The sequence below is a fragment of the Streptomyces sp. LUP47B genome (assembly GCF_001746295.1).
Lineage (GTDB): Bacteria > Actinomycetota > Actinomycetes > Streptomycetales > Streptomycetaceae > Streptomyces.
The window spans coordinates 238,801-257,995 of sequence record NZ_MJAH01000006.1 but is presented as its reverse complement, the minus strand read 5'-3'; the positions used below and the strand labels follow the sequence as shown (position 1 = coordinate 257,995).

At 71.1% G+C, this 19,195-nt stretch carries 18 protein-coding genes; 5 read left to right on the top strand and 13 right to left on the bottom strand.

From position 1 onward, the window contains the following. The 4 genes from BFN33_RS19400 to BFN33_RS19385 are packed head-to-tail and all read right to left on the bottom strand — an operon-like array spanning position 1 to position 4,312. Positions 1 to 759 (bottom strand): DUF2510 domain-containing protein, encoded by a 759-nt coding sequence (locus tag BFN33_RS19400; RefSeq protein WP_069761347.1) that lies wholly within the window; start codon positions 757 to 759, stop codon positions 1 to 3. Positions 760 to 780: 21 nt separating this feature from the next. Further along, the gene (locus tag BFN33_RS19395; RefSeq protein WP_069761346.1) at positions 781 to 1,563 is read right to left on the bottom strand and encodes a 3-oxoacyl-ACP reductase; all 783 of its coding nucleotides are present in this window, start codon (positions 1,561 to 1,563) and stop codon (positions 781 to 783) included. Beyond that, a complete protein-coding gene (locus BFN33_RS19390) occupies positions 1,560 to 2,942 on the bottom strand; it encodes an aldehyde dehydrogenase (RefSeq protein ID WP_069761345.1) in 1,383 nt (460 codons plus the stop codon). The genes BFN33_RS19395 and BFN33_RS19390 overlap by 4 nt, the downstream gene beginning before the upstream one ends. 11 nt (positions 2,943 to 2,953) lie before the next feature. Further along, positions 2,954 to 4,312 (bottom strand): glutamine synthetase family protein, encoded by a 1,359-nt coding sequence (locus BFN33_RS19385; protein WP_069761344.1) that lies wholly within the window; start codon positions 4,310 to 4,312, stop codon positions 2,954 to 2,956. 95 nt (positions 4,313 to 4,407) lie between these two features. Here BFN33_RS19385 and BFN33_RS19380 point away from each other — a divergent pair, with 95 nt between their 5' ends. Then, positions 4,408 to 5,145 (top strand): FadR/GntR family transcriptional regulator, encoded by a 738-nt coding sequence (locus BFN33_RS19380; RefSeq protein ID WP_069761343.1) that lies wholly within the window; start codon positions 4,408 to 4,410, stop codon positions 5,143 to 5,145. A 67-nt stretch (positions 5,146 to 5,212) separates the two neighbouring features. Further along, complete coding sequence (locus BFN33_RS19375; protein ID WP_069761342.1) at positions 5,213 to 5,902, top strand: gamma-glutamyl-gamma-aminobutyrate hydrolase family protein; 690 nt, start codon at positions 5,213 to 5,215, stop codon at positions 5,900 to 5,902. Here BFN33_RS19375 and BFN33_RS19370 read toward each other — a convergent pair. Together BFN33_RS19370 and BFN33_RS19365 are read right to left on the bottom strand one after the other, a co-directional pair. Continuing rightward, positions 5,889 to 6,851, bottom strand: a complete 963-nt coding sequence (locus tag BFN33_RS19370; protein WP_069761341.1) for a phosphotransferase — start codon at positions 6,849 to 6,851, stop codon at positions 5,889 to 5,891. The two genes, BFN33_RS19375 and BFN33_RS19370, sit on opposite strands and share 14 nt — an antisense overlap. Before the next feature lie 197 nt (positions 6,852 to 7,048). After that, a complete protein-coding gene (locus BFN33_RS19365; protein ID WP_069761340.1) occupies positions 7,049 to 7,975 on the bottom strand; it encodes a LysR family transcriptional regulator in 927 nt (308 codons plus the stop codon). Positions 7,976 to 8,045: 70 nt separating this feature from the next. On the opposite strand from BFN33_RS19365, the gene BFN33_RS19360 reads away from it, so the two are divergent. Beyond that, positions 8,046 to 9,170 (top strand): TDT family transporter, encoded by a 1,125-nt coding sequence (locus tag BFN33_RS19360; RefSeq protein ID WP_069761339.1) that lies wholly within the window; start codon positions 8,046 to 8,048, stop codon positions 9,168 to 9,170. Here the strand turns inward: BFN33_RS19360 and BFN33_RS19355 are convergent. The 4 genes from BFN33_RS19355 to BFN33_RS19340 form a co-directional block, all read right to left on the bottom strand. Next, positions 9,082 to 9,798: a helical backbone metal receptor gene (locus BFN33_RS19355; RefSeq protein WP_069761338.1), complete on the bottom strand. Its 717-nt coding sequence runs from the start codon at positions 9,796 to 9,798 to the stop codon at positions 9,082 to 9,084. The two genes, BFN33_RS19360 and BFN33_RS19355, sit on opposite strands and share 89 nt — an antisense overlap. Further along, positions 9,795 to 10,364, bottom strand: coding sequence for a helix-turn-helix domain-containing protein (locus BFN33_RS19350; RefSeq protein ID WP_069761337.1), 570 nt, complete (start codon positions 10,362 to 10,364; stop codon positions 9,795 to 9,797). Before BFN33_RS19350 ends, BFN33_RS19355 begins: the two co-directional genes overlap by 4 nt. Before the next feature lie 294 nt (positions 10,365 to 10,658). Continuing rightward, the gene (locus BFN33_RS19345) at positions 10,659 to 13,265 is read right to left on the bottom strand and encodes an ABC transporter permease/substrate binding protein (protein ID WP_069761336.1); all 2,607 of its coding nucleotides are present in this window, start codon (positions 13,263 to 13,265) and stop codon (positions 10,659 to 10,661) included. Further along, positions 13,258 to 14,334, bottom strand: coding sequence for a glycine betaine/L-proline ABC transporter ATP-binding protein (locus BFN33_RS19340; RefSeq protein WP_069761335.1), 1,077 nt, complete (start codon positions 14,332 to 14,334; stop codon positions 13,258 to 13,260). Before BFN33_RS19340 ends, BFN33_RS19345 begins: the two co-directional genes overlap by 8 nt. A 249-nt stretch (positions 14,335 to 14,583) precedes the next feature. On the opposite strand from BFN33_RS19340, the gene BFN33_RS19335 reads away from it, so the two are divergent. Further along, positions 14,584 to 15,513: a 5'-3' exonuclease gene (locus tag BFN33_RS19335; protein ID WP_256122824.1), complete on the top strand. Its 930-nt coding sequence runs from the start codon at positions 14,584 to 14,586 to the stop codon at positions 15,511 to 15,513. A 93-nt stretch (positions 15,514 to 15,606) separates the two neighbouring features. Beyond that, positions 15,607 to 16,452: a siderophore-interacting protein gene (locus tag BFN33_RS19330; protein ID WP_069761334.1), complete on the top strand. Its 846-nt coding sequence runs from the start codon at positions 15,607 to 15,609 to the stop codon at positions 16,450 to 16,452. 102 nt (positions 16,453 to 16,554) lie between these two features. On the opposite strand, the gene BFN33_RS19325 is transcribed toward BFN33_RS19330, so the two are convergent. The 3 genes from BFN33_RS19325 to BFN33_RS19315 all read right to left on the bottom strand — a co-directional run bounded on the left by BFN33_RS19325 (position 16,555) and on the right by BFN33_RS19315 (position 19,095). Beyond that, on the bottom strand, positions 16,555 to 17,331 hold the full coding sequence (locus tag BFN33_RS19325) for an ABC transporter permease (protein WP_069761333.1): 777 nt from the start codon (positions 17,329 to 17,331) through the stop codon (positions 16,555 to 16,557). Then, entirely contained in the window at positions 17,328 to 18,317 is a 990-nt protein-coding gene (locus BFN33_RS19320) for an ATP-binding cassette domain-containing protein (RefSeq protein WP_069761332.1), read from the bottom strand. Before BFN33_RS19320 ends, BFN33_RS19325 begins: the two co-directional genes overlap by 4 nt. A gap of 187 nt (positions 18,318 to 18,504) precedes the next feature. Continuing rightward, positions 18,505 to 19,095 carry a PadR family transcriptional regulator gene (locus BFN33_RS19315; protein ID WP_069761331.1) on the bottom strand — a complete coding sequence of 197 codons (591 nt, stop codon included), beginning with the start codon at positions 19,093 to 19,095 and terminating at the stop codon, positions 18,505 to 18,507. Positions 19,096 to 19,195: the final 100 nt, after the last annotated feature.

The following is a 19,195-nucleotide window of genomic DNA, read 5'->3' as shown; positions in this document are numbered from 1 at the left end:
TCAACGGCGGACCGACCGGATCCCGTCGGTGATCCGGTCCATGTCGGCGAGCGGCGGCCCGTCGGGACCGGCGTCGAAGGCGAAGCGGACGACGACCGCGTCCGGGGGCCCGCCGGGGGCCGGGGTGAAGGCCAGCGACTGGACGTAACCATCGGGTCCCTGGGCCGTCCTCACCCGCCAGCGCACCAGGTATCCGGCGCATCCGGCGACGGCGACGCGCTCCGATCCGACGACCCGGTGGCTGCGGATTCCGCCGTAGGCACTGTCGGCGGCCTGCGGTATGTCCTTCTTCGCGAGGGACGCCGGGGACGCCCCGGGGTTCGCGGGCAGGGTGCGGGTGAAGACCCGGCCGCCGTCGGTGGTCATCACGACGTTGTCGCTTGTGACGTACTTCGCCGGGACCCAGCCGTCGGGCAACGGCAGGCTGATCCCGTCGAGTTCGTCGACCAGTCGGGACGGGGCCGGAGAGGCAGTGGAGGGCGGGGGCGTCGCAGGCGTCGGTGCGGAGTCCGCCACGACGTCGTCCCCGTCGCCCCGCGCGAGCGCGAACGCCCCGCTGACGATCGCGGCGACGAGGACGACCCCCGAGGCGGTCAGGGCCACGGCCTTCGCGCGCCCGGAGGCCCCGCCGGCCGGCCGTGGCGGGCCGGGGCCCTCCGGGGCGCGCCGGTGGTCCGTCCAGGCCGTCCCGTCCCACCAGCGCTCCAGGTGCGGAGCGTCGGGGTCCGGGTACCAGCCGGGCGGGAGCGTCCTGCTCATGGGGGCACTGTAGGGCGAGACCTACAGCGGTGTGACGTACGCCCCCGAGATGCCGCCGTCGACGAGGAAGTCGCTGGCGTTGACGAAGGAGGAGTCGTCGCTGGCCAGGAAGGCGACGGCGGCGGCGATCTCCTCGGCCTCGGCGAACCGGCCGACCGGGATGTGCACGAGCCGGCGCGCGGCCCGCTCGGGGTCCTTGGCGAACAGCTCCTGGAGCAGCGGGGTGTTGACCGGGCCCGGGCAGAGGGCGTTCACGCGGATGCCCTCCTTCGCGAACTGCACGCCCAGTTCGCGGGACATGGCGAGCACGCCGCCCTTGGAGGCGGTGTACGAGATCTGCGAGGTCGCCGCGCCCATCCGGGCCACGAAGGACGCCGTGTTGATGATGGAACCCTTGCCCTGGCGCCGCATGTAGGGGATCGCCGCCTTGCAGCACAGGTAGACGGAGGTCAGGTTGACCTCCTGGACGCGCTTCCACGCCTCGAGACCTGTCTCCAGGATGGAGTCGTCGTCGGGCGGCGAGATGCCCGCGTTGTTGAAGGCGACGTCGACGCTGCCGTAGGTGTCGTACGCCGTCTTGAACAGGGCCTCGACCTGCTCCGGGTCGGTCACGTCGACCTTGACGAAGAGCCCGCCGACCTCGTCCGCGGCGGCCTTGCCGCGGGCCTCGTCGACGTCGGCGCAGACGACGTGGGCGCCCTCGGAGGCGAGCCGGCGGGCGGTGGCGAGACCGATGCCGCTGCCGGCTCCGGTGATGACGGCGGTGCGGCCGACGAGACGACGGCACACGATCTGATCGGTCACTGTGCGGGGCCCTCCGTGCTGATGAAGACGTTCTTGGTTTCGGTGAAGGCGGTCAGGGCGTCCGGGCCGAGCTCGCGGCCGAGTCCGGACTGCTTGTAGCCGCCGAAGGGGGTCCAGTAGCGGACGCTGGAGTGGGAGTTGACGGACAGGTTGCCCGCCTTGACGGCTCGGGAGAGGCGCAGGGCACGGCCGATGTCGCGGGTCCACAGGGAGCCGGAGAGGCCGTACGGGGTGTCGTTGGCGAGCCGGATCGCGTCCTCCTCGTCCGTGAAGGGCAGCAGGACGGCGACCGGGCCGAAGATCTCCTCGCGGGCGGCCTCGGAGTCGGGCGCCTCGCCGGTGAGGACGGTCGGCGCGAACCAGAAGCCGGGCCCGTCGGGCGCGCTGCCGCGCAGGCCGGGGGCGTCGGCGGGGACCAGTGCCCGTACCCGGTCCAGCTGCCGGCGGGAGATCAGCGGGCCCATCTGGGTCTTCTCGTCGGCGGGGTCGCCCACGACCACGGCGTTCACGGCGTCGGCGAGCAGTTCGCGGACCTCGTCGTAGACCGACTCCTGGACCAGGATCCGGGTGCGGGCGCAGCAGTCCTGGCCGGAGTTGTCGAGGAAGGAGAAGGGGTCGACGGCGGTGCGCAGATCCGCGTCCGCGAAGACGATGTTGGGGCTCTTGCCGCCCAGTTCGAGGGTGACCGGCTTGACCTGGCGGGCGCAGCGCTCCATGACGGCACGGCCGGTGCCGGTGGAGCCGGTGAACACGATCTTCGCGACGCCGGGGTGCTCGACGAGGGCGGTGCCGGCGACCGGGCCGTGGCCCGGCAGCACCTGGAACAGGCCCTCCGGGAGCCCTGCCTCCAGGGCGAGTTCGGCGAGCCGCAGGGCGGTGAGCGGGGTTGTCTCGGCGGGCTTGAGGACGACGGCGTTGCCGGCGGCGAGCGCGGGGGCCGTACCCCAGGCCGCGATGGGCATGGGGAAGTTCCAGGGCGCGATGACCCCGACGACACCGAGCGGTTCGAGGATCGTGACGTCGAGTCCGCCGGGGACCGGGATCTGGTGGCCGTTCAGCCGTTCCACTCCCCCGGCCGCGTAGGCCAGCAGATCGCGGACGTTGCCCGCCTCCCAGCGGGCGTTGCCGAGGAGGTGGCCGGCCTCGCGGACCTCCAGCCGGGCCAGTTCCTCGACGTGCTGGTCGACGACGTCGGCGAACCGGCGCAGCAGCCGGGCCCGGTCGGCGGGCGCCAGCGCGGCCCACTTCGCCTGCGCCTTGGCGGCCCTGGCGACGGCCGCGTCCACGTCGGCCGCGGTGGCGGAGGGGACGGTGGCGACGACCTCCTCGGTGGCCGGGTTGAGGACGGTCAGTTCATGCTCGTATGACGACGGGGACAACGAAGTACCTCTCACAGACGTTCGAAGGAGCGGCGCAGCTCCCAGTCGGTGACCGCCGCGTCGAAGGCTTCGAGCTCGACGCGGGCCATGTTGCGGTAGTGCGCGACGACTTCGTCGCCGAAGGCGGCCTTGGCGATCGGGCTGTTCTCCCACAGCTCGGCGGCCTCGCGCAGGGTGGTGGGGACGTGCGCGTACTCGGCGGTGTAGGCGTTGCCGGTACAGGCGTCCGGCAGCTCCAGCTTCTGCTCGATGCCGTACAGCCCCGCCGCTACCAGCCCGGCGACCGCGAGGTACGGGTTGACGTCACCGCCGGGCAGCCGGTTCTCGAAGCGCAGGGAGCGGCCGTGGCCCACGACCCGCAGGGCGCAGGTGCGGTTGTCGTGGCCCCACGCCACCGCCGTGGGGGCGAAGGAGCCCGGCTGGAACCGCTTGTAGGAGTTGATGTTGGGGGCGTAGAGGAGCGAGAAGTCCCTGAGGGCCGCCAGCTGCCCCGCGAGGAAGTACCGCATCACGTCCGACATCCCGTCCGGGCCGGCCATCGCGTTGTTGCCTGCGGCGTCGGCGAGCGAGAGGTGGATGTGGCAGGAGTTGCCCTCGCGCTCGTTGTACTTGGCCATGAAGGTCAGCGACACGCCCTCCTGGGCGGCGATCTCCTTGGCACCGGTCTTGTAGATCGCGTGTTGGTCGCAGGTGACGACGGCCTCGTCGTAGCGGAAGGCGATCTCGTGCTGGCCGGGGTTGCACTCGCCCTTGGCGGACTCGACGGTGAGCCCGGCGGCCGCCATTTCGTTGCGGATACGGCGGAGCAGGGGCTCGATGCGTCCCGTGCCCAGCACCGAGTAGTCGATGTTGTACTGGTTCGCCGGGGTCAGCCCGCGGTAGTTGGCGTCCCAGGCCTGCTCGTAGGTGTCCTTGAAGACGATGAACTCCAGCTCGGTGCCGACCTGGGCGGTGTAGCCGAGCTCGGCGAGCCGCTCCAGCTGGCGGCGCAGGATCTGGCGGGGCGCGGCGACCACCGGGGAACCGTCCTCCCAGGCGAGATCGGCGACCAGCATGGCCGTACCGGCGTTCCACGGCACGCGGCGCAGGGTGCTCAGGTCGGGGCGCATGGCGAAGTCGCCGTAACCCCGGTCCCAGGACGACATCGCGTAGCCGTCGACGGTGTTCATCTCGGTGTCGACGGCGAGGAGGTAGTTGCAGCCCTCGGTGCCGTGGTGGAGTACCTCGTCGAGGAAGAAGCGGGCGGCGAACCGCTTGCCCTGGAGCCGGCCCTGCATGTCGGGGAAGGCCAGGACGACGGTGTCGATCTCACCGCTCGCGACGAGGGCGTGCAGCTCCTCGACGCCGAGCGGGGGTGTGCGGTCTGCCACGGGAGAGCTCCTTCGGCTGCTGCGCGTTTTTCCGACCGGGCCGGGAGCCATAAGGTATTGCTCTGAACCATTGCTTGGGAAGGGGGCTCGGCCATATGTCGGTGGACGCTGACGGCGGCCCGGACGACCGGTTGACGCCGGTGCTGCGGCCGGTCAGGGCGGGCAACGGCTTCGAGGAGGCGCTGGAGCAGATCCTTCAGGTCGTGCGGCTCGGCCTGGTACCGGGGGGCGGGCGGCTGCCGGCCGAGCGGGAGCTCGCGGAGCGGCTCGGGATCAGCCGGGTGACACTGCGCGAGGTGCTGAAGGTGCTCCAGGACCAGGGGCTGGTGGAGTCGCGGCGCGGGCGGTACGGCGGCACGTTCGTCCTGCCCCGGGCGCAGGACGCGGTCGGCGAGGAGGAGCTGCGGCGCCGGATCGCCGAGGCGGACCTCGAGGACGTGCTGCGCTTCCGGGAGGTGCTGGAGGTGGGCGCGGCGGGTCTGTGCGCGACGCACGGCCTCACGGAGCTGCAGGCGCAGCGGCTGCGCGAGGCCCTGGCGGCCACCCAGGAGGCCCCGCTGGCGGACTACCGGCGTCTGGACACGCTGCTGCACCTGACGCTGGCGGAACTGTGCGGCTCGCCCACGCTGACCGCCCAGTACGCGGCGGTACGCGCCTCGGTGAACGACCTCCTGGACTGCATCCCGCTGCTGGTCCGCAACCTGGAGCACTCCCAGCGGCAGCACGCGGCGCTGGTGGAGGCGGTGCTGGACGGGGACGCCGACGGGGCCCGGGAGATGATGCGGGAGCACTGCGCGGGGACGGCGGCGCTGCTGCGCGGTTTCCTGGCGTGACCTTGATTCTCGGCACCACCAGGCGCAAAGGTATGCACGTGGGCCATTGCGAGTCTGGGAGGGCCGTGTGACCGTACGACCGCTGATCGGTGTCAGCACGTATCTGGAGGCCCGCGCGCGCTGGGGTGTCTGGGAGCTGGAGGCGGCCCTGCTGCCGGCGGGCTATCCGCGGCTCGTCCAACGCGCGGGCGGTCTCGCCGCGATGCTCCCGCCGGACGCCCCGGAGCACGCGGCCGCGACGGTGGCCCGCCTGGACGGTCTGGTCGTCGCGGGCGGGCCGGACGTCGAGCCGGTCCATTACGGCGCCGCCCCCGACCCCCGCACGGGCCCGCCCGCGCGCGCCCGGGACACCTGGGAACTGGCCCTGATCCGGGCGGCGCTGGCGGCCGGCGTCCCCCTCCTGGGCATCTGCCGCGGCATGCAACTGCTGAACGTCGCTCTCGGCGGCACCCTCGTCCAGCACATCGACGGCCACGCGGAGGTGCCGGGCGTCTTCGGCCATCACCCGGTCAAGCCGGTGCCGGGCACGGTGTACGGCGATCTCGCCCCGGAGGAGACCTCCGTGCCGACCTTTCACCACCAGGCGGTGGACCGCCTCGGGGAAGGCCTCCTGGCGTCGGCGCACGCGTCGGACGGCACGGTGGAGGCCGTCGAACTCCCCGGCCCGCCCTGGGTGCTGGGCGTCCAGTGGCACCCGGAAATGGGCACGGACCTGCGGGTGATGCGGGGGCTGGTGGCGGCTGCTAGCGCCCGGTGAGCCGCCTCCGGAGCCAGGCCAGGGCCGCGTCGCCCTGTGCCCGCTGGAAGGCCCGGAGGGTGGGAATGCCGGGCGGCGCGGGCAGCAGGGAGTGGTAGAGGAAGTAGCCCGTCAGAGCCGCGAGGGCGGCGGTGACGGCGTCCGGGTCGGCGGCCGCGCCCAGCGGATGTGCCGTGAACAGCTCCTCCAGGTCCGGGCCGCCCTGGGCGCGGACGCACGGCAGCATCACCAGCAGGTCGAACCAGGCAGTGGCACGCAGGGCGTGCGGCCAGTCGACGAACGCGGTCCGGCCGGCGTCGGTGAGCAGGATGTTGTCCGCCCGCAGGTCCGCGTGGGCGAGGGTGTCGCCGGTGACGGCCTCGGGCCAGGGGGCGGCGAGTTCGGCGAGGCGGGGCAGCTGGGTGGCGGTCCAGGGGCCGAGGTGTTCCGCGAGGCCCTCGTGCTCATCGTCCAGGAGTCGCTGCCAGCCGTCGAAGGTGCGCGCGAGGGCCGTGGCGGCGGGTGGGGCGTCGAGCGGGGAGGGGGTGAGGGTGCGGCTCAGTTCCGCGACCGCGTCCAGGACGCGTGCCAGCTCGGCCGTCTGCCACGGAACATGGGGCTGGCGGCCGGGGACGTCCTCGTACACGAGGGCCACCCAGGTGCCGTCGTCGTAGGTGCCGAGCAAGCGGGGCGCCGGGACCGTGACGGGGAGCGCGGCGGCGTTCCGTGCCTCGGTGCGGTGCAGTTCCGGGCTCTCGCGGTTGGTCTCGCCGCTGACGGCCTTGACGAAGGCCCGGTGACCGGTGGCGGTGCGGACGCGGGTGGCGGCGCCCGGGGAGAATCCGCCGGGTTGGGTGGTGGCGCGGGTGACCCGTTCGCCGAGCACGTCCGCGACGGCGTCGCGCACGGCCTCGGGGAGGTCCTCCCAGGGGGTGCGGACGCCGGTGGCGGGTGGGGCGGTGGCGGTCATGGGGTTCATGGTGCGGGTCCGCTCCGGTGACTCGCCAAGGGTTTTCGACCGTGCGGACCCGCCAGGGTTTTCGACTGTGCCGACCCGCCAAGGGTTTTCGACCGTGCCGACCCACCAAGGGTTTTCGACCGTGCCGACCCACCAAGGGTTTTCGACCGTGCCGACCGCCAGGGCTTTCGCCCCCGCGAGGAACCGTCCTACGCCCGCGTCAGCGACAGCAGGTCCCTCGCCGGGCCCACCGGGCGGTGCCCCGTGGGCCACACCGCCCGCAGGTCCCGCGCCAGCGACACCCCCTCCACCGGCACCCGGACCAGGCGGCGCGTCGTCAGCTCCTCGCCCACCGCCAGCTCGCTCAGGACCGCCGGACCCGCCCCGCCCACCACCGCCGCCTTCACCGCCGTGGTGGAGGAGAGCTCGATCAGCGGGCGGGCCAGGCCGCCCAGGGCCGCGTCCAGCACCTGCCGGGTGCCCGAGCCCTTCTCGCGGAGGATCAGCGGTGTCGTCGCCAGTTCGGTGGCGGCCAGTGGGCGTCGGCGACGGGCCCACGCATGTCCCGGGGCGGTCACCACGATGAGGTGGTCGTGGGCTATCACCACCGAGTCGAGGCCGGCCGGGACCGTCAGCCCCTCCACGAAGCCCAGGTCCGCCTCGTCCGACAGCAACCGCTCCGCCACCGTCGCCGAGTTGCCCGCGTGCAGCGACACCGCCGTGTCCGGCCGCCCGGCACGCAGCGCCAGCAGCCACCCCGGCAGCAGATACTCCGCGATCGTCATGCTCGCCGCCACCCGCAGCCGGGAGTCGCGCCGGACCCGCAGCGCCTGCGCCCCCGCGTCGAAGGCCTCCGCCGCCGCCACGATCCGCCGCGCCCAGTCCGTCACCAGGGCCCCGGCGTCCGTGAGCCTGGAGCCGCGAGGCGAGCGGTCGACCAGGGCCACTCCCAGCTGCCGTTCCATCGAGCGGATACGGCTGCTCGCCGCCGGCTGGGTGATGCCGACCTCCCGCGCCGCCCCGCCGAGGCTCCCGAGGCGTGCCACGGCCAGCAGCAGCTCCAGCGCCCCGAGATCCGGCACCCGGTGGGCCAGCCCGCCGCCCACCGCCGCTCCTTGCTGATCCACACCGCTCATAAAGACAGCTTATGCCCTCATAGAGCCATACTCCCTGGTCGCGGCCCATCCCGCACGACACCGTGGAGACATGGTCACCGCCGTCCGTCACCTCGGGCCGAACTGGTACGCCTCCGTCATGGGCACCGCGATCGTCGCCACCGCCGGCACCGCGCTCCCCGTGCACCTCCCCGGCCTGCGCACGATCTGCGCGGCCGTCTGGCTCCTGTCCCTCGCCCTGCTGCTCACCCTCCTCTGCGCCCGCGCCCTGCACTGGCGCCACCACCGCGACCAGGCCCGTGCCCACCTCCTCGACCCCGCCATGGCCCCCTTCTACGGCTGCCTCGCCATGGCCCTGCTGGCCGTCGGCGGCGGTGCCCTCACCGTCGGCCGGTACTGGATCGGGACGACAGCCGCGGTCGCCCTCGACACCGTGCTGTTCACCGCGGGTACGGCCGTGGGACTCGCCGCCGCGATCACCGTGCCGTACCTCATGGCCGTACGGCAGAAAGCCGACCCGCGGCAAGCCACACCGGTGTGGCTGCTCCCCCTCGTCGCGCCCATGGTGTCCGCCGCGCTCGGGCCGCTCCTCGTGCCCCACCTCCCGGCCGGTCAGCCGCGCGAGACGCTGCTCCTCGCCTGCTTCACGATGTTCGGGCTCAGCCTTTTCGCGACCCTGGTCATGCTGCCGCTCGTCTTCGCCCGGATCGTCACCGGCGGGCCGCTCCCCCTCACCCTCACCCCGACCCTCTTCCTGGTGCTCGGCCCGCTCGGCCAGTCCACCACCGCCGTCGGCAAGTTCGCGGACGTGGCCCCAGGTGTCGTGGCGGCCCCCTACAGCCAGGGTTTCGGCGTCCTCGCGGTGCTGTACGGCGTTCCCGTCATGGGGTTCGCGCTGCTGTGGCTGGGACTCGCCACCGCGCATGTCATCCGTGCGCGCCGGCACGGGATGCGGTTCGCGATGACCTGGTGGGCCTTCACCTTCCCGGTCGGCACCTGCGTGACGGGGGCCGAGGCGCTGGCCCGGCACACGGGCCTCGTCGTCTACGACTGGCTCGCCACCGGTCTCTACGTCGCTCTCGTCACCGCCTGGGCCACCGCCGCCCTGCACACCGCGCGTGGGGTGATCAACGGCGCGCTGCTCGCAGGGCCTCGCCCAGCGCCCGTGGCGCCTCTGCCAGTGAGGGTCCGTACCACGTCAGGTGCCGTCCGCTGACTAGTGCGCAGGGCAGGCCGGGGAAGGCCTCCGGGCCGTCCTCGGGGGTGAAGCGGTACGGCTCGTCGGGGAGGACGACCAGGTCGGGGGCCACCGCGCGCAGCTCCTCCAGCGGGACACGTGGATAGCGGTCCTCGTGGCCGGCGTACACGTGGTCCACGCCCAGGCGGGACAGCACGTCGCCCGCGAACGTGTCCCGGCCCAGCACCATCCACGGCCGCCGCCAGATCGGTACGACGGCCGTGCTGCGGCGCGCGGGGGGCGCGAGCGCCGACCAGGACTCCTCGGCCTCGTCCAGCCAACGGGGCCGTACGACGCCACACGCCTCGACGACCCGGGCCAGCTCCCGGAAGGCCTGTGGGACGTCCCGGACCTCGGTGACGAGGACCTGCAGGCCCGCTTCCCGCAGAGCGGCGAGGTCCGGTTCCCGGTTCTCCTCCTCGTTCGCGATCACGAGGTCGGGGGCGAGGGCGGTGATCCGGTCGAGCTTCGGGTTCTTGGTGCCGCCGACGCGGGTGACGTCGAGGTCCACCGGGTGGGTGCACCAGTCGGTGGCGCCGACCAGGGCGCCCGGTGCCGAGCGGGCGATCGCCTCGGTCAGCGAGGGGACCAGGGAGACGACTCTCACTGCCGGGGCCGGTCCTGGACCGCCTCGATGTGTTCGGCCACGGCGACGACGACCACGCGGGTGTCCGCCACGGTCGCCCGCCAGCGGTGCCGCACCCCGCCGGTGAGGTACAGGGTGTCGCCGCGGCCCAGCCGGTAAGCGCGCCCCTCCGCCTCGACGTCCACCGCGCCGTCGGCGACGTACAGCAACTGGTCGTTGCGGTACTGGAATTCACGCCCCGCGTCATGATCGCCGGTGAACTCCTGGGCGTGCATCTGGTGGTGACCGCGCACCAGGGAGCGCATCCGGGGTGCGTAGTCCAGCTCCGGGCCGTCGGCGTGCACGACGTCGACGCTGCACGCCGGGTCGGCGGCGGCGAGGAGTTCGACGGCCGTGGTGCGCAGGGCGTCGGCGACCTTCTCCAGGGAGCTGCGGCTGGGGCGGGCGCGTTCGTTCTCGATCTGGCTCAGGAAGGGGACCGAGAGGCCGCTGCGCTCGGCCACGACGGCGAGGGTGAGCTCCAGCGCGCGGCGCCTGCGGCGCACGGCGGCGCCGACCCGAAGGGGCTGTTCTTTGTGGTCGCCCATGGCTCCGGCTCCCTCCTCCGCTCGTCGGTCCTGTGACACGTCTCCTGATGAGTTGTCTGCACCCTACGCATGTTCGGCAAACCGTTTCATGCGGCCGTCACATCGATGTCACACGGCGTGTGACCGTACCTCACACTTCACGCCAGTCGAACGGCCCCCCGGTGGATCACCAGGGGGCCGGAAGCCGGGCCCCCACCCGTCGTCCGCCGCTCAAGTCCCCTTGTCCGCAGCGAAGTTCAGGCGATGACGTAGCTCTATGTGGTTGGCCGGATCCTTACCGTGCTCCCGGAGCGGTTATGACGGTGTCATCCGCCCGACCATCCCCGGGTGCTCCTTCAGCCAGGCCGCGACCGCCTGCTCCTCGTGACCCTGGCCGTAGCGGTTGATCTCGCTCTCCAGGGTACCGAGCTCGTCCTCGCTCATATGGAAACCCTTGATCCACTTGGTGAGCTGCGGATACTGCGAGGGGAACTTCTCGTTGGCGATGGTGCGGATCGTGTTGCCCTCGCCGAAGAGTTTCTTGTCGTCCTTCAGCTTGGTGAGGTCGTACTGGCTGTAGGCCCAGTGCGGGGACCACAGGACGACGGCGACGGGCTGCTTCTTGGCGTAGGCGCGCTTCAGCTCGGCCAGCATGGCGGGCGTGGAGCCGTCGACGACGTCGTACTCCTTGTCGAGGCCGTAGCCGGGCAGGACCTTGCTCTTGAGGAGGTTCATCTCGCCGGTGCCCGGCTCGATGCCGATGATCTTCCCGTCGAACTGGGAGGCCTTGCCCAACAGGTCCTCATAGGACTTCACGCCCTTGACGTACGAGGGCACCGCGACCTCCAGCGAGGTCGGCTCGTACCAGGTGCCGAGGTCGGCGAGTCTGTCCTTGCTCTTGTCCCAGTAGTTCTGCTGGGCGTAGGGCAGCCAGGCGTCGAAGTTGAGGTCCAGGTCTCCCGAGGCGAGGCCGGTGTAGACCGGGCCCACGTCCATCTGCTTGAGGTTGAGCCGGTAGCCGCGCTGTTCGAGAACGTTCTTCCAGAGATAGGTGACGGCGATGTCCTCGTCCCAGGGGAACCAGGCCACGTTCACCGCGCGCTTGGTCTCCGCCGCCGTCTTCTGGACGGGGGCCAGCTTGTCCACCAGGCCGGGGTGCTGCTTCAGCCAGCTGCGCACGGCGTCCTGCTGCTTGCCCTTGCCCGCCTTGTTGATCTCGGCCTCGAGGCCGGTGAGCTGCTTCTCGTCCAGCTTGAAGCCCTTCAGCCACCGTCCGACGACCGGGTTCTCGTCCGCGAAGCCCTTGCGGGCCACCGTGTGGATGCCGTCTCCCGAGCCCCAGGCGCCCTTGGGGTCCTTGAGCTTCTTCAGGTCGTAGTCGTTGTACGCCCAGTGCGGCGACCAGAGCGTGACGACGATCGGGTCCTTCTGCGCGTACGCCCGCTTGAGCTCGGCCAGCATGGCGGGCGTGGAGCTGTCGACGACCTTGTACTCCTTGTCGAGGCCGTAGGCCTTCAAAACCTTGCTCTTGAGCAGGGCCATCTCACCGGCGCTGGACTCGATGCCGGTGATGTTCCCGCCGAACTGCGAGGCCTTGCCCTTGAGGTCGGCCAGGGTATTGATGTCCTTCATGTACGACGGCACGCTCAGCTCGAGAGACGTCTTGTCGTACCAGGCCCCGAGGTCGTCGAGCTTGTCGCCGTACTTCTTCCAGTACTGCTCGTGGGTCGTCGGCAGCCAGGCGCCGGTCATGAAGTCGGCGTTGCCGGAGGCGACGGAGGTGTAGAGCGGCCCGGCGTCGAACTGCTTGGCGTCCACCTGGTAGCCGCGTTCCTCCAGGATCTCCTTCCAGAGGAAGGTGGAGGCGACGCCGTCGTCCCAGGGGACGTACCCGATGCTGATCTTCTTGCCCTGACCGACGTCCTTGCCGTCGGAGACGGCCGTGGCCTCGCCCGAGGTGCCGCCGAAGATCCCCATGCCGCCAGCGACGAGGGCGAGGACGACGACGCCGATCACGGCGACCTGCGGACGGGGGCGGTAGGACCAGATCTTCAGACCCTGGGTCGTGCGTGCCTTGGCGGCGGCGCGGCGGCCCAGCGGGGAGACCTGGGTGCCGAGCGCGCCGGTCATGCGGTCGAGGTAGATCGCGAGGATCACGATGGCGACGCCGGCCTCGGAGCCGAGGCCCACGTTGAGCTGGCCGATCGCCTCGTTGACGTCGCCGCCGAGGCCGCCGGTGCCGACCATGCCGGCGATCGCGGCCATGGACAGGCCGAGCATGATGACCTGGTTGACGCCGGCCATCACGGTGGGCAGCGCCAGGGGGAGCTGGACGCGCAGGAGGGTGTCGCGAGGGGTGGTGCCGAACGCCTCGGCGGCCTCGACGAGCTCCTTGTCGACCTGGCGGATGCCGAGCTCGGTCATGCGGACGCCGGGGGCGAGCGCGAAGATCAGGGTGGCGACGATGCCCGCGGAGGCGCCGGTGCCGAAGAACAGGATCGCCGGGATGAGGTAGATCATCGCGGGCAGCGTCTGCATGAAGTCCAGAACGGGACGGACGAGTCCGCTGACCCGGTTCGAGCGGGCCGCCCAGATGCCCACGGGGACGGCTATCACCAGCGCGATGATCGTGGCGACGAGGACCAGCGAGAGGGTCGTCATCGCGTCCTCCCACAGTTCGAGGGAGTCGATGAAGGCGAATCCCGCGAAGGTGAGGAGGCCGGCCACGGTGCCGCGCAGCCAGAAGGCGATCACGGCGAAGATGCCCGCGAGCAGGAGGGGCTGGGGCGCCTGGAGGACGGCGTCGATACCGTCGTAGGTGCCGGTGAAGACGGTCTTGAGGAAGTCGAAGAGCCAGGACACATGGTCGAGCAGCCAGTCGACGGTGTCGTTGACCCAGTCGCCGAGCGGGATCCTAGGCATGGGCCACCGCCTTGCCGCCCTGTTCGCTCTGGTCGTCGCCGAGGAAGCCGAGCAGCCGCTGCTGCCGGACGACGCCGACGAGTTCGCCCCGCTCGTCGAGGACGGCCACCGGATGCGTCGACCGGGCGCTCATCGCGCAGAGCTCGGTGAACGGCGTGTCGGGCGTCGCGGTCTCACAGTCGCTGTCGCTCGCGCAGCCGCAGTCGGCCTCGTCGCCGCGCACGTCCGTGTCCATGACGGCGGACGCGGTCAGCACGCGGGAGCGGTCGACGTCCTTGGTGAAGGAGGCGACGTAGTCGTCGGCGGGCCGCACCAGGATGTCCTCCGCGCTGCCGATCTGGACGATCCGGCCGTCGCGCATGACGGCGATCCGGTCGCCCAGGCGCATGGCCTCGTTGAGGTCGTGGGTGATGAAGACGATCGTCTTCTTCAGGGTCTGCTGGAGCTGCAGGAGCTGGTCCTGCATGTCCCGGCGGATCAGCGGGTCGAGCGCGCTGAAGGACTCGTCCATGAGGAGCAGGTCGGCGTCGGTGGCGAGGGCGCGGGCCAGGCCCACGCGCTGCTGCATGCCGCCGGACAGCTCGTCGGGCCAGGACTTCTCCCAGCCCTTGAGTCCGCAGAGCTCCAGGGCCTCGGTGGCCCGCTCGATGCGCTCGGCCTTGGCGACGCCCTGGACGGCGAGGCCGTAGGCGGCGTTCTCCAGGACGCTTCGGTGCGGGAAGAGCGCGAAGTGCTGGAAGACCATGCTGATCTTCTTCGCGCGTACGGCGCGCAGTTCGCGGTCGGTGAGCGCGGTGAGGTCCTGGCCGTCGAAGCGGACATGGCCCGCGGTCGGCTCCAGGAGGCCGTTGAGCATGCGCAGCAGCGTGGACTTGCCGGAGCCGGACAGACCCATGACGACGAAGATGTGGCCCGGTTCCACCGTGAAGGAGGCGTCGATCACCGCGGCGGTGGTGCCCTCGGCGCGCAGTCCCTCCCGATCGGCGCCCTCGCGGAGCCGCTCGACGGCGTCGTCCGGACGTCTTCCGAACACCTTGTACAGCTGCTCTGCCTCAAGCCTTGATGACACGCGTGCCTCTCGTCTCTTCGACCACTGGGGCGGGAGACGAAGGGCCGCGACAGTTGAAAGTGCAACCTGCCTCGCTCCGGGGCGGCGCCTGCCCCGATGCCTTTCGGGCAAACACACCAGTGGTCCAGTTCACAGGACGCTCACACCGCCGGACGAGGCAAGGGACGACGGCCGGTGTCGGTGCCGTAGGGACGACGGCCGGTGTCGGTGCCGTAGGGACGACGGCCGGTGTCGGTGCCGTACGGCATGATGCGAAGCGTGACCGGACGACTGATGCTCCTCGACACCGCCTCTCTCTACTTCCGTGCCTACTTCGGCGTGCCGGAGTCGGTGAAGGCACCGGACGGCACTCCGGTGAACGCCGTGCGCGGCCTCCTCGAATTCATCGACCGCCTGGTCAAGGACCACCGGCCCGACCTGCTGGTGGCCTGCATGGACGCGGACTGGCGCCCCCAGTGGCGGGTCGACCTCATCCCCTCCTACAAGGCGCACCGCGTCGCCGAGGAGCGCGAGAGCGGCCCGGACGAGGAGGAGGTGCCGGACACGCTCTCCCCGCAGGTGCCCGTCATCGAGGCCGTCCTGGACGCGCTCGGCATCGCGCGCGTGGGCGTGGCCGGGTATGAGGCGGACGACGTGATCGGCACCTTCACCGCGCGGGCGACGGGCCCGGTCGACATCGTCACCGGCGACCGCGACCTGTACCAACTGGTGGACGACAAGCGCGAGGTGCGCGTGCTGTACCCCCTCAAGGGCGTCGGTACGCTCCAGCTGACCGACGAGGCCTGGCTGCGCGAGAAGTATGGCGTCGACGGCCGTGGGTACGCGGATCTGGCGACACTGCGCGGCGACCCGAGCGACGGCCTGCCGGGCGTCCCCGGCATCGGCGAGAAGACGGCTGCCAAGCTGCTCGCCGAGTTCGGCGACCTGGCCGGCATCATGGCCGCGGTCGACGACCCGAAGGCGAAGCTCACACCGTCGCAGCGCAAGCGGCTCGACGAGTCGCGGCCGTACGTCGCCGTGGCGCCGAAGGTGGTGCTGGTGGCCGGTGACGTGCCGCTGCCGAAGGTGGAGACCGCGGTTCCGCGCACACCGCGCGATCCCGCGGCACTGGAGAAGCTGGCAGAGCGATGGGGGCTGGGTGGGTCACTGCAGCGGCTGATGGCGACGCTCGGCGGGTAAATATTGCCCGCGCTTTCCATGAGTGGCATGCCATCACCAAGGGGGTGGATGCTAACTTAGGTAAGCCTAAGCGTAGGGAATTGGGAGGCCGACATGGCTGAAGGACCGGGACGCAAGCCGCGGAAGCCTCACTCCGCACAGGTCGTCCGCACCGAGCGCCTCACCCCGCACATGCAGCGCGTGGTGCTCGGCGGCGACGGACTCGCCGACTTCGCGGCGGACACCTGCACCGACCACTACGTCAAGATCCTTTTCCCGGCCGGGGGCGCGACCTATCCCGAGCCCTTCGACATGCAGCGCATCCGCGAGGAGTTCCCGCGCGAGCAGTGGCCCGTGACCCGCACCTACACCGTGCGCCACTGGGACCCCGAACACCGCGAGCTCACCCTGGACTTCGTGATCCACGGCGACGAGGGCCTCGCCGGTCCCTGGGCCGTGCGCGTCCAGCCCGGCGAGACCGTGCGCTTCATGGGCCCGGGCGGCGCCTACGCCCCCGACCAGGACGCCGACTGGCATCTCCTCGTCGGTGACGAGAGCGCGCTGCCCGCGATCGCCCGTTCCCTGGAGTCGCTGCCCGACGGCGCCCGGGCGCACGCCTTCATCGAGGTCTCCGGGCCCGAGGAGGAGCAGAAGATCGACTCGGACGTGGAGGTCGTGTGGCTGCACCGCGGCTCCCGCCCGGTCGGGGAGTCGCTGGTCGAGGCCGTGCGCGCGCTGGAGTTCCCGGAGGGCCGGCTGTGCGCGTTCGTGCACGGCGAGGCGCACTTCGTGAAGCAGTTGCGCCATCTGCTGCGCGTCGAGCGCGGCGTCCCGCGCGAGGACCTGTCGATCTCCGGCTACTGGCGCCTGGGCCACAACGAGGACGGCTGGCAGGCCTCCAAGCGGGACTGGAACGCGCGCATCGAGGCGGAGCAGGAGGGCGCGGCGCCGGCGGCTTAGGCTTACGTTTCCGAAAGGGGCGGCACCTTCGAAGGTGCCGCCCCTTCGTCGTGTCCGGGAGTCACGCCCGATAGTTGTGTCCGGAGTTGTGTCCGGGAGGGGTCACACCGACCGCTGGTACGACCGGAACGTCCGGATCGAGAGCCACACCGCCACGACCGCCAGCCCGAGCAGCGCTCCCCCGCGGCCGAGCACCACGCCCCAGTCCGGGTCCGCGGACAGGGCCGAACGGCCCGCCACCATCGCCCAGTTCAACGGGTTGAAGTCGGCGACGTGCCGCATCCAGGAAGGCATCTGCGAGGGCGCCATGAAGGCGCTGGACAGGAAGGTGAGCGGGAGCAGCAGGAAGGTGTTGATCCCGATGATCGACTCCCGTTCCCGCACCAGCATGCCGAGCGCGTTGGACAGCGCCCCGAACACCGTGCCCAGCAGCACCGAGGCGAGGACCAGGACGGCGATCCCGGCGATTCCGCCCGGGTAGTCGGCGCCGCCCAGCAGCCCGAGCAGCACGATGACCACCGACTGGAAGGCGGTGACGAGGCCGTTGTTGACGACGTTGCCGTTCATCAGCGCGGCCCGGCTGACCGGAGTGGTCAGGAAGCGGTTGAGAGTGCCGCGCTGGATCTCGTCCAGGGTGGTCATCCCCGCCCACATGTTGGAGCTGAGCGCACTCATCACCACCACACCGGGGACCAGGTAGTCCAGGTAGGACGTGGTGCCGAAACCGCCGAGCTCGACGACCTTCCTGAACAGGCTGCCGAACAGGAAGAGCCAGATCACCGGCTGGACCAGGGTGATGATCGCGTACGCGGGCTGCCGTACGAACACCATGAGTTGACGCTGCGTCATGTACCAGGTCTGCGAGACGGTCATGCTCATCGGGCACCCACCAGATCCTCGGCCTCCGCGTAACGGCGGCCCGCGTAGCGCAGATAGACATCGTCCAGCGAGGGACGCGCGACGGTCGCGGTGGCCACCCTGACCCCGGCCCGCTCCAGGGCGGCGAGCAGGGCGGGTACCGCGGCGGCCCCGTCGTCGGCGCGGACGCTGACGCGGTGTCCGTCGGCCAGCACCTCGTGCACGCCCGGCACCCCGCGCAGGGCGCCGGTCAGCAGGGTGCGGCCCGCGTCACCGAGCGGCTCGCGCAGCTCCAAGTGCACCGCGTCACCGCGCAGTTCACCTTTCAGCGCGTCCGGGGTGCCCTCGACGACGATCCGGCCCCGGTCGACGACGGCGACCCGCTCGGCGAGCCGGTCCGCCTCTTCGAGGTAGTGCGTGGTGAGCAGGATCGTCAGGCCCTCCTCACCGGCGAGCCGGCCGATCTCGTCCCACATCGCGCTGCGGGCCTCCGGGTCGAGCCCGGTGGTCGGCTCGTCGAGGAAGAGCACCTCGGGGCGATGCACCAGGCCTAGGGCGACGTCGAGTCGGCGTCGCATGCCACCGGAGTAGCCCTTGACCGGGCGCCGGGCGGCGTCGGTGAGCGTGAAGCGGTCGAGGAGTTCGTCCACCCGCCGGTCGAGGGCGGCGCCCTTCAAGCCGTAGAGCCTGCCCTGGAGCCGGAGGTTCTCGTGACCGGTGGCGACCGGGTCGGCGCCGGAGCCCTGGGCGACCACGCCGATGGCCCGGCGGACCCGGTCGGGGTGGCGCAGCACGTCGTGGCCCGCGACGGTGGCCGAGCCGGAGTCGGGGCGGGCCAGGGTGGTGAGGATCTTGACGGTGGTGGACTTGCCGGCGCCGTTCGGGCCGAGCAGGCCGAAGACGCTGCCCCGCTCGACGACCACGTCGATGCCGTCGAGGGCGGTGACCTCACCGCCGTAGGTCTTGATCAGTTGACGCGCCTCGATCGCGGGCGCACGGGTGTTCATGGCAGGTGTCCTCCTGGGTGAGCGGATCCGGTGAAGGGATGACAACTGATCCGCGTGAGGAGCACCGGGCTATCCTGGGCATGCCGCACCTCGATCGCCTGGATGTGCCTCAGGGCGGATTCAGTTCGGGGTTCGAGGCCCCGGCGGGCTGCTGCAACAGCCGTGCCGGGGCCTGTTCTTGTTCAGGTCACGGGTCGTGGAACGTCTTCCACTCCTCGATGCCGGGCAGCGTGCCCTTTCTCAGTTCGTCGAGGAAGCCGCGGACCCACGCCGCTTCCGCCTCGACCATGTGGAGCTGGTACTCGTTCTCGACGAGGAAGAGCCGGGGCAGCGTCTCGTAGAGCTTCTCCAGTGCGCCTCGGCCGCCGGCGATCTGCACTTCCAGGGCGTCGAGCCGTTCCTCCAGCAGCGGCACCACCTCGTCGGGGTGCAGCACGCCGAGCAGCGAGAGCGCGGTCTCGAAGATCGGGTACTCCTTGGCCGGGAAGGCGAGCAGGTCCGACATCCACTCGGTCGTCTCCTGGCGCCCGGCCGCGGTGATGCCGTAGACGGTCCTCTCGGGCCGGTTGCCCTGCCGCTCCACGTCCGTGACCTCGACGAACCCGTGTTTCTCAAGGCTCTGGACGACGGTGTAGAGCGAGCCGTAGTTGATCTTCGTACTGGCGTCCTTGCCCTGCCGGCGCAGGGTCTGGGCGATCTCGTAGGGATGCATCGGCTTCTGCCACAGCGTCGCCAGCACGGCGAGCGCCAGGGGGTTGCGGAGCTTGCGACGCCCCATGACTCCACCTCGCATCCGACCTCGTATCCGAATATCCGTGACCGAATATATCGCGACCCAAAAGGGCGGTCAATAGACACGATGTATCGCGCTTAAGTGC

Bases quoted from the DNA above. Each gene is read 5' to 3' on its own strand.
- BFN33_RS19325 (WP_069761333.1), bottom strand. From the start codon at position 17,331: ATGAGCATGACCGTCTCGCAGACCTGGTACATGACGCAGCGTCAACTC.
- BFN33_RS19370 (WP_069761341.1), bottom strand. From the start codon at position 6,851: ATGACCGCCACCGCCCCACCCGCCACCGGCGTCCGCACCCCCTGGGAG.
- BFN33_RS19345 (WP_069761336.1), bottom strand. From the start codon at position 13,265: ATGCCTAGGATCCCGCTCGGCGACTGGGTCAACGACACCGTCGACTGG.
- BFN33_RS19365 (WP_069761340.1), bottom strand. From the start codon at position 7,975: ATGAGCGGTGTGGATCAGCAAGGAGCGGCGGTGGGCGGCGGGCTGGCC.
- BFN33_RS19315 (WP_069761331.1), bottom strand. From the start codon at position 19,095: ATGGGGCGTCGCAAGCTCCGCAACCCCCTGGCGCTCGCCGTGCTGGCG.
- BFN33_RS19380 (WP_069761343.1), top strand. From the start codon at position 4,408: ATGTCGGTGGACGCTGACGGCGGCCCGGACGACCGGTTGACGCCGGTG.
- BFN33_RS19360 (WP_069761339.1), top strand. From the start codon at position 8,046: ATGGTCACCGCCGTCCGTCACCTCGGGCCGAACTGGTACGCCTCCGTC.
- BFN33_RS19350 (WP_069761337.1), bottom strand. From the start codon at position 10,364: ATGGGCGACCACAAAGAACAGCCCCTTCGGGTCGGCGCCGCCGTGCGC.
- BFN33_RS19400 (WP_069761347.1), bottom strand. From the start codon at position 759: ATGAGCAGGACGCTCCCGCCCGGCTGGTACCCGGACCCCGACGCTCCG.
- BFN33_RS19330 (WP_069761334.1), top strand. From the start codon at position 15,607: ATGGCTGAAGGACCGGGACGCAAGCCGCGGAAGCCTCACTCCGCACAG.
- BFN33_RS19320 (WP_069761332.1), bottom strand. From the start codon at position 18,317: ATGAACACCCGTGCGCCCGCGATCGAGGCGCGTCAACTGATCAAGACC.
- BFN33_RS19335 (WP_256122824.1), top strand. From the start codon at position 14,584: ATGCGAAGCGTGACCGGACGACTGATGCTCCTCGACACCGCCTCTCTC.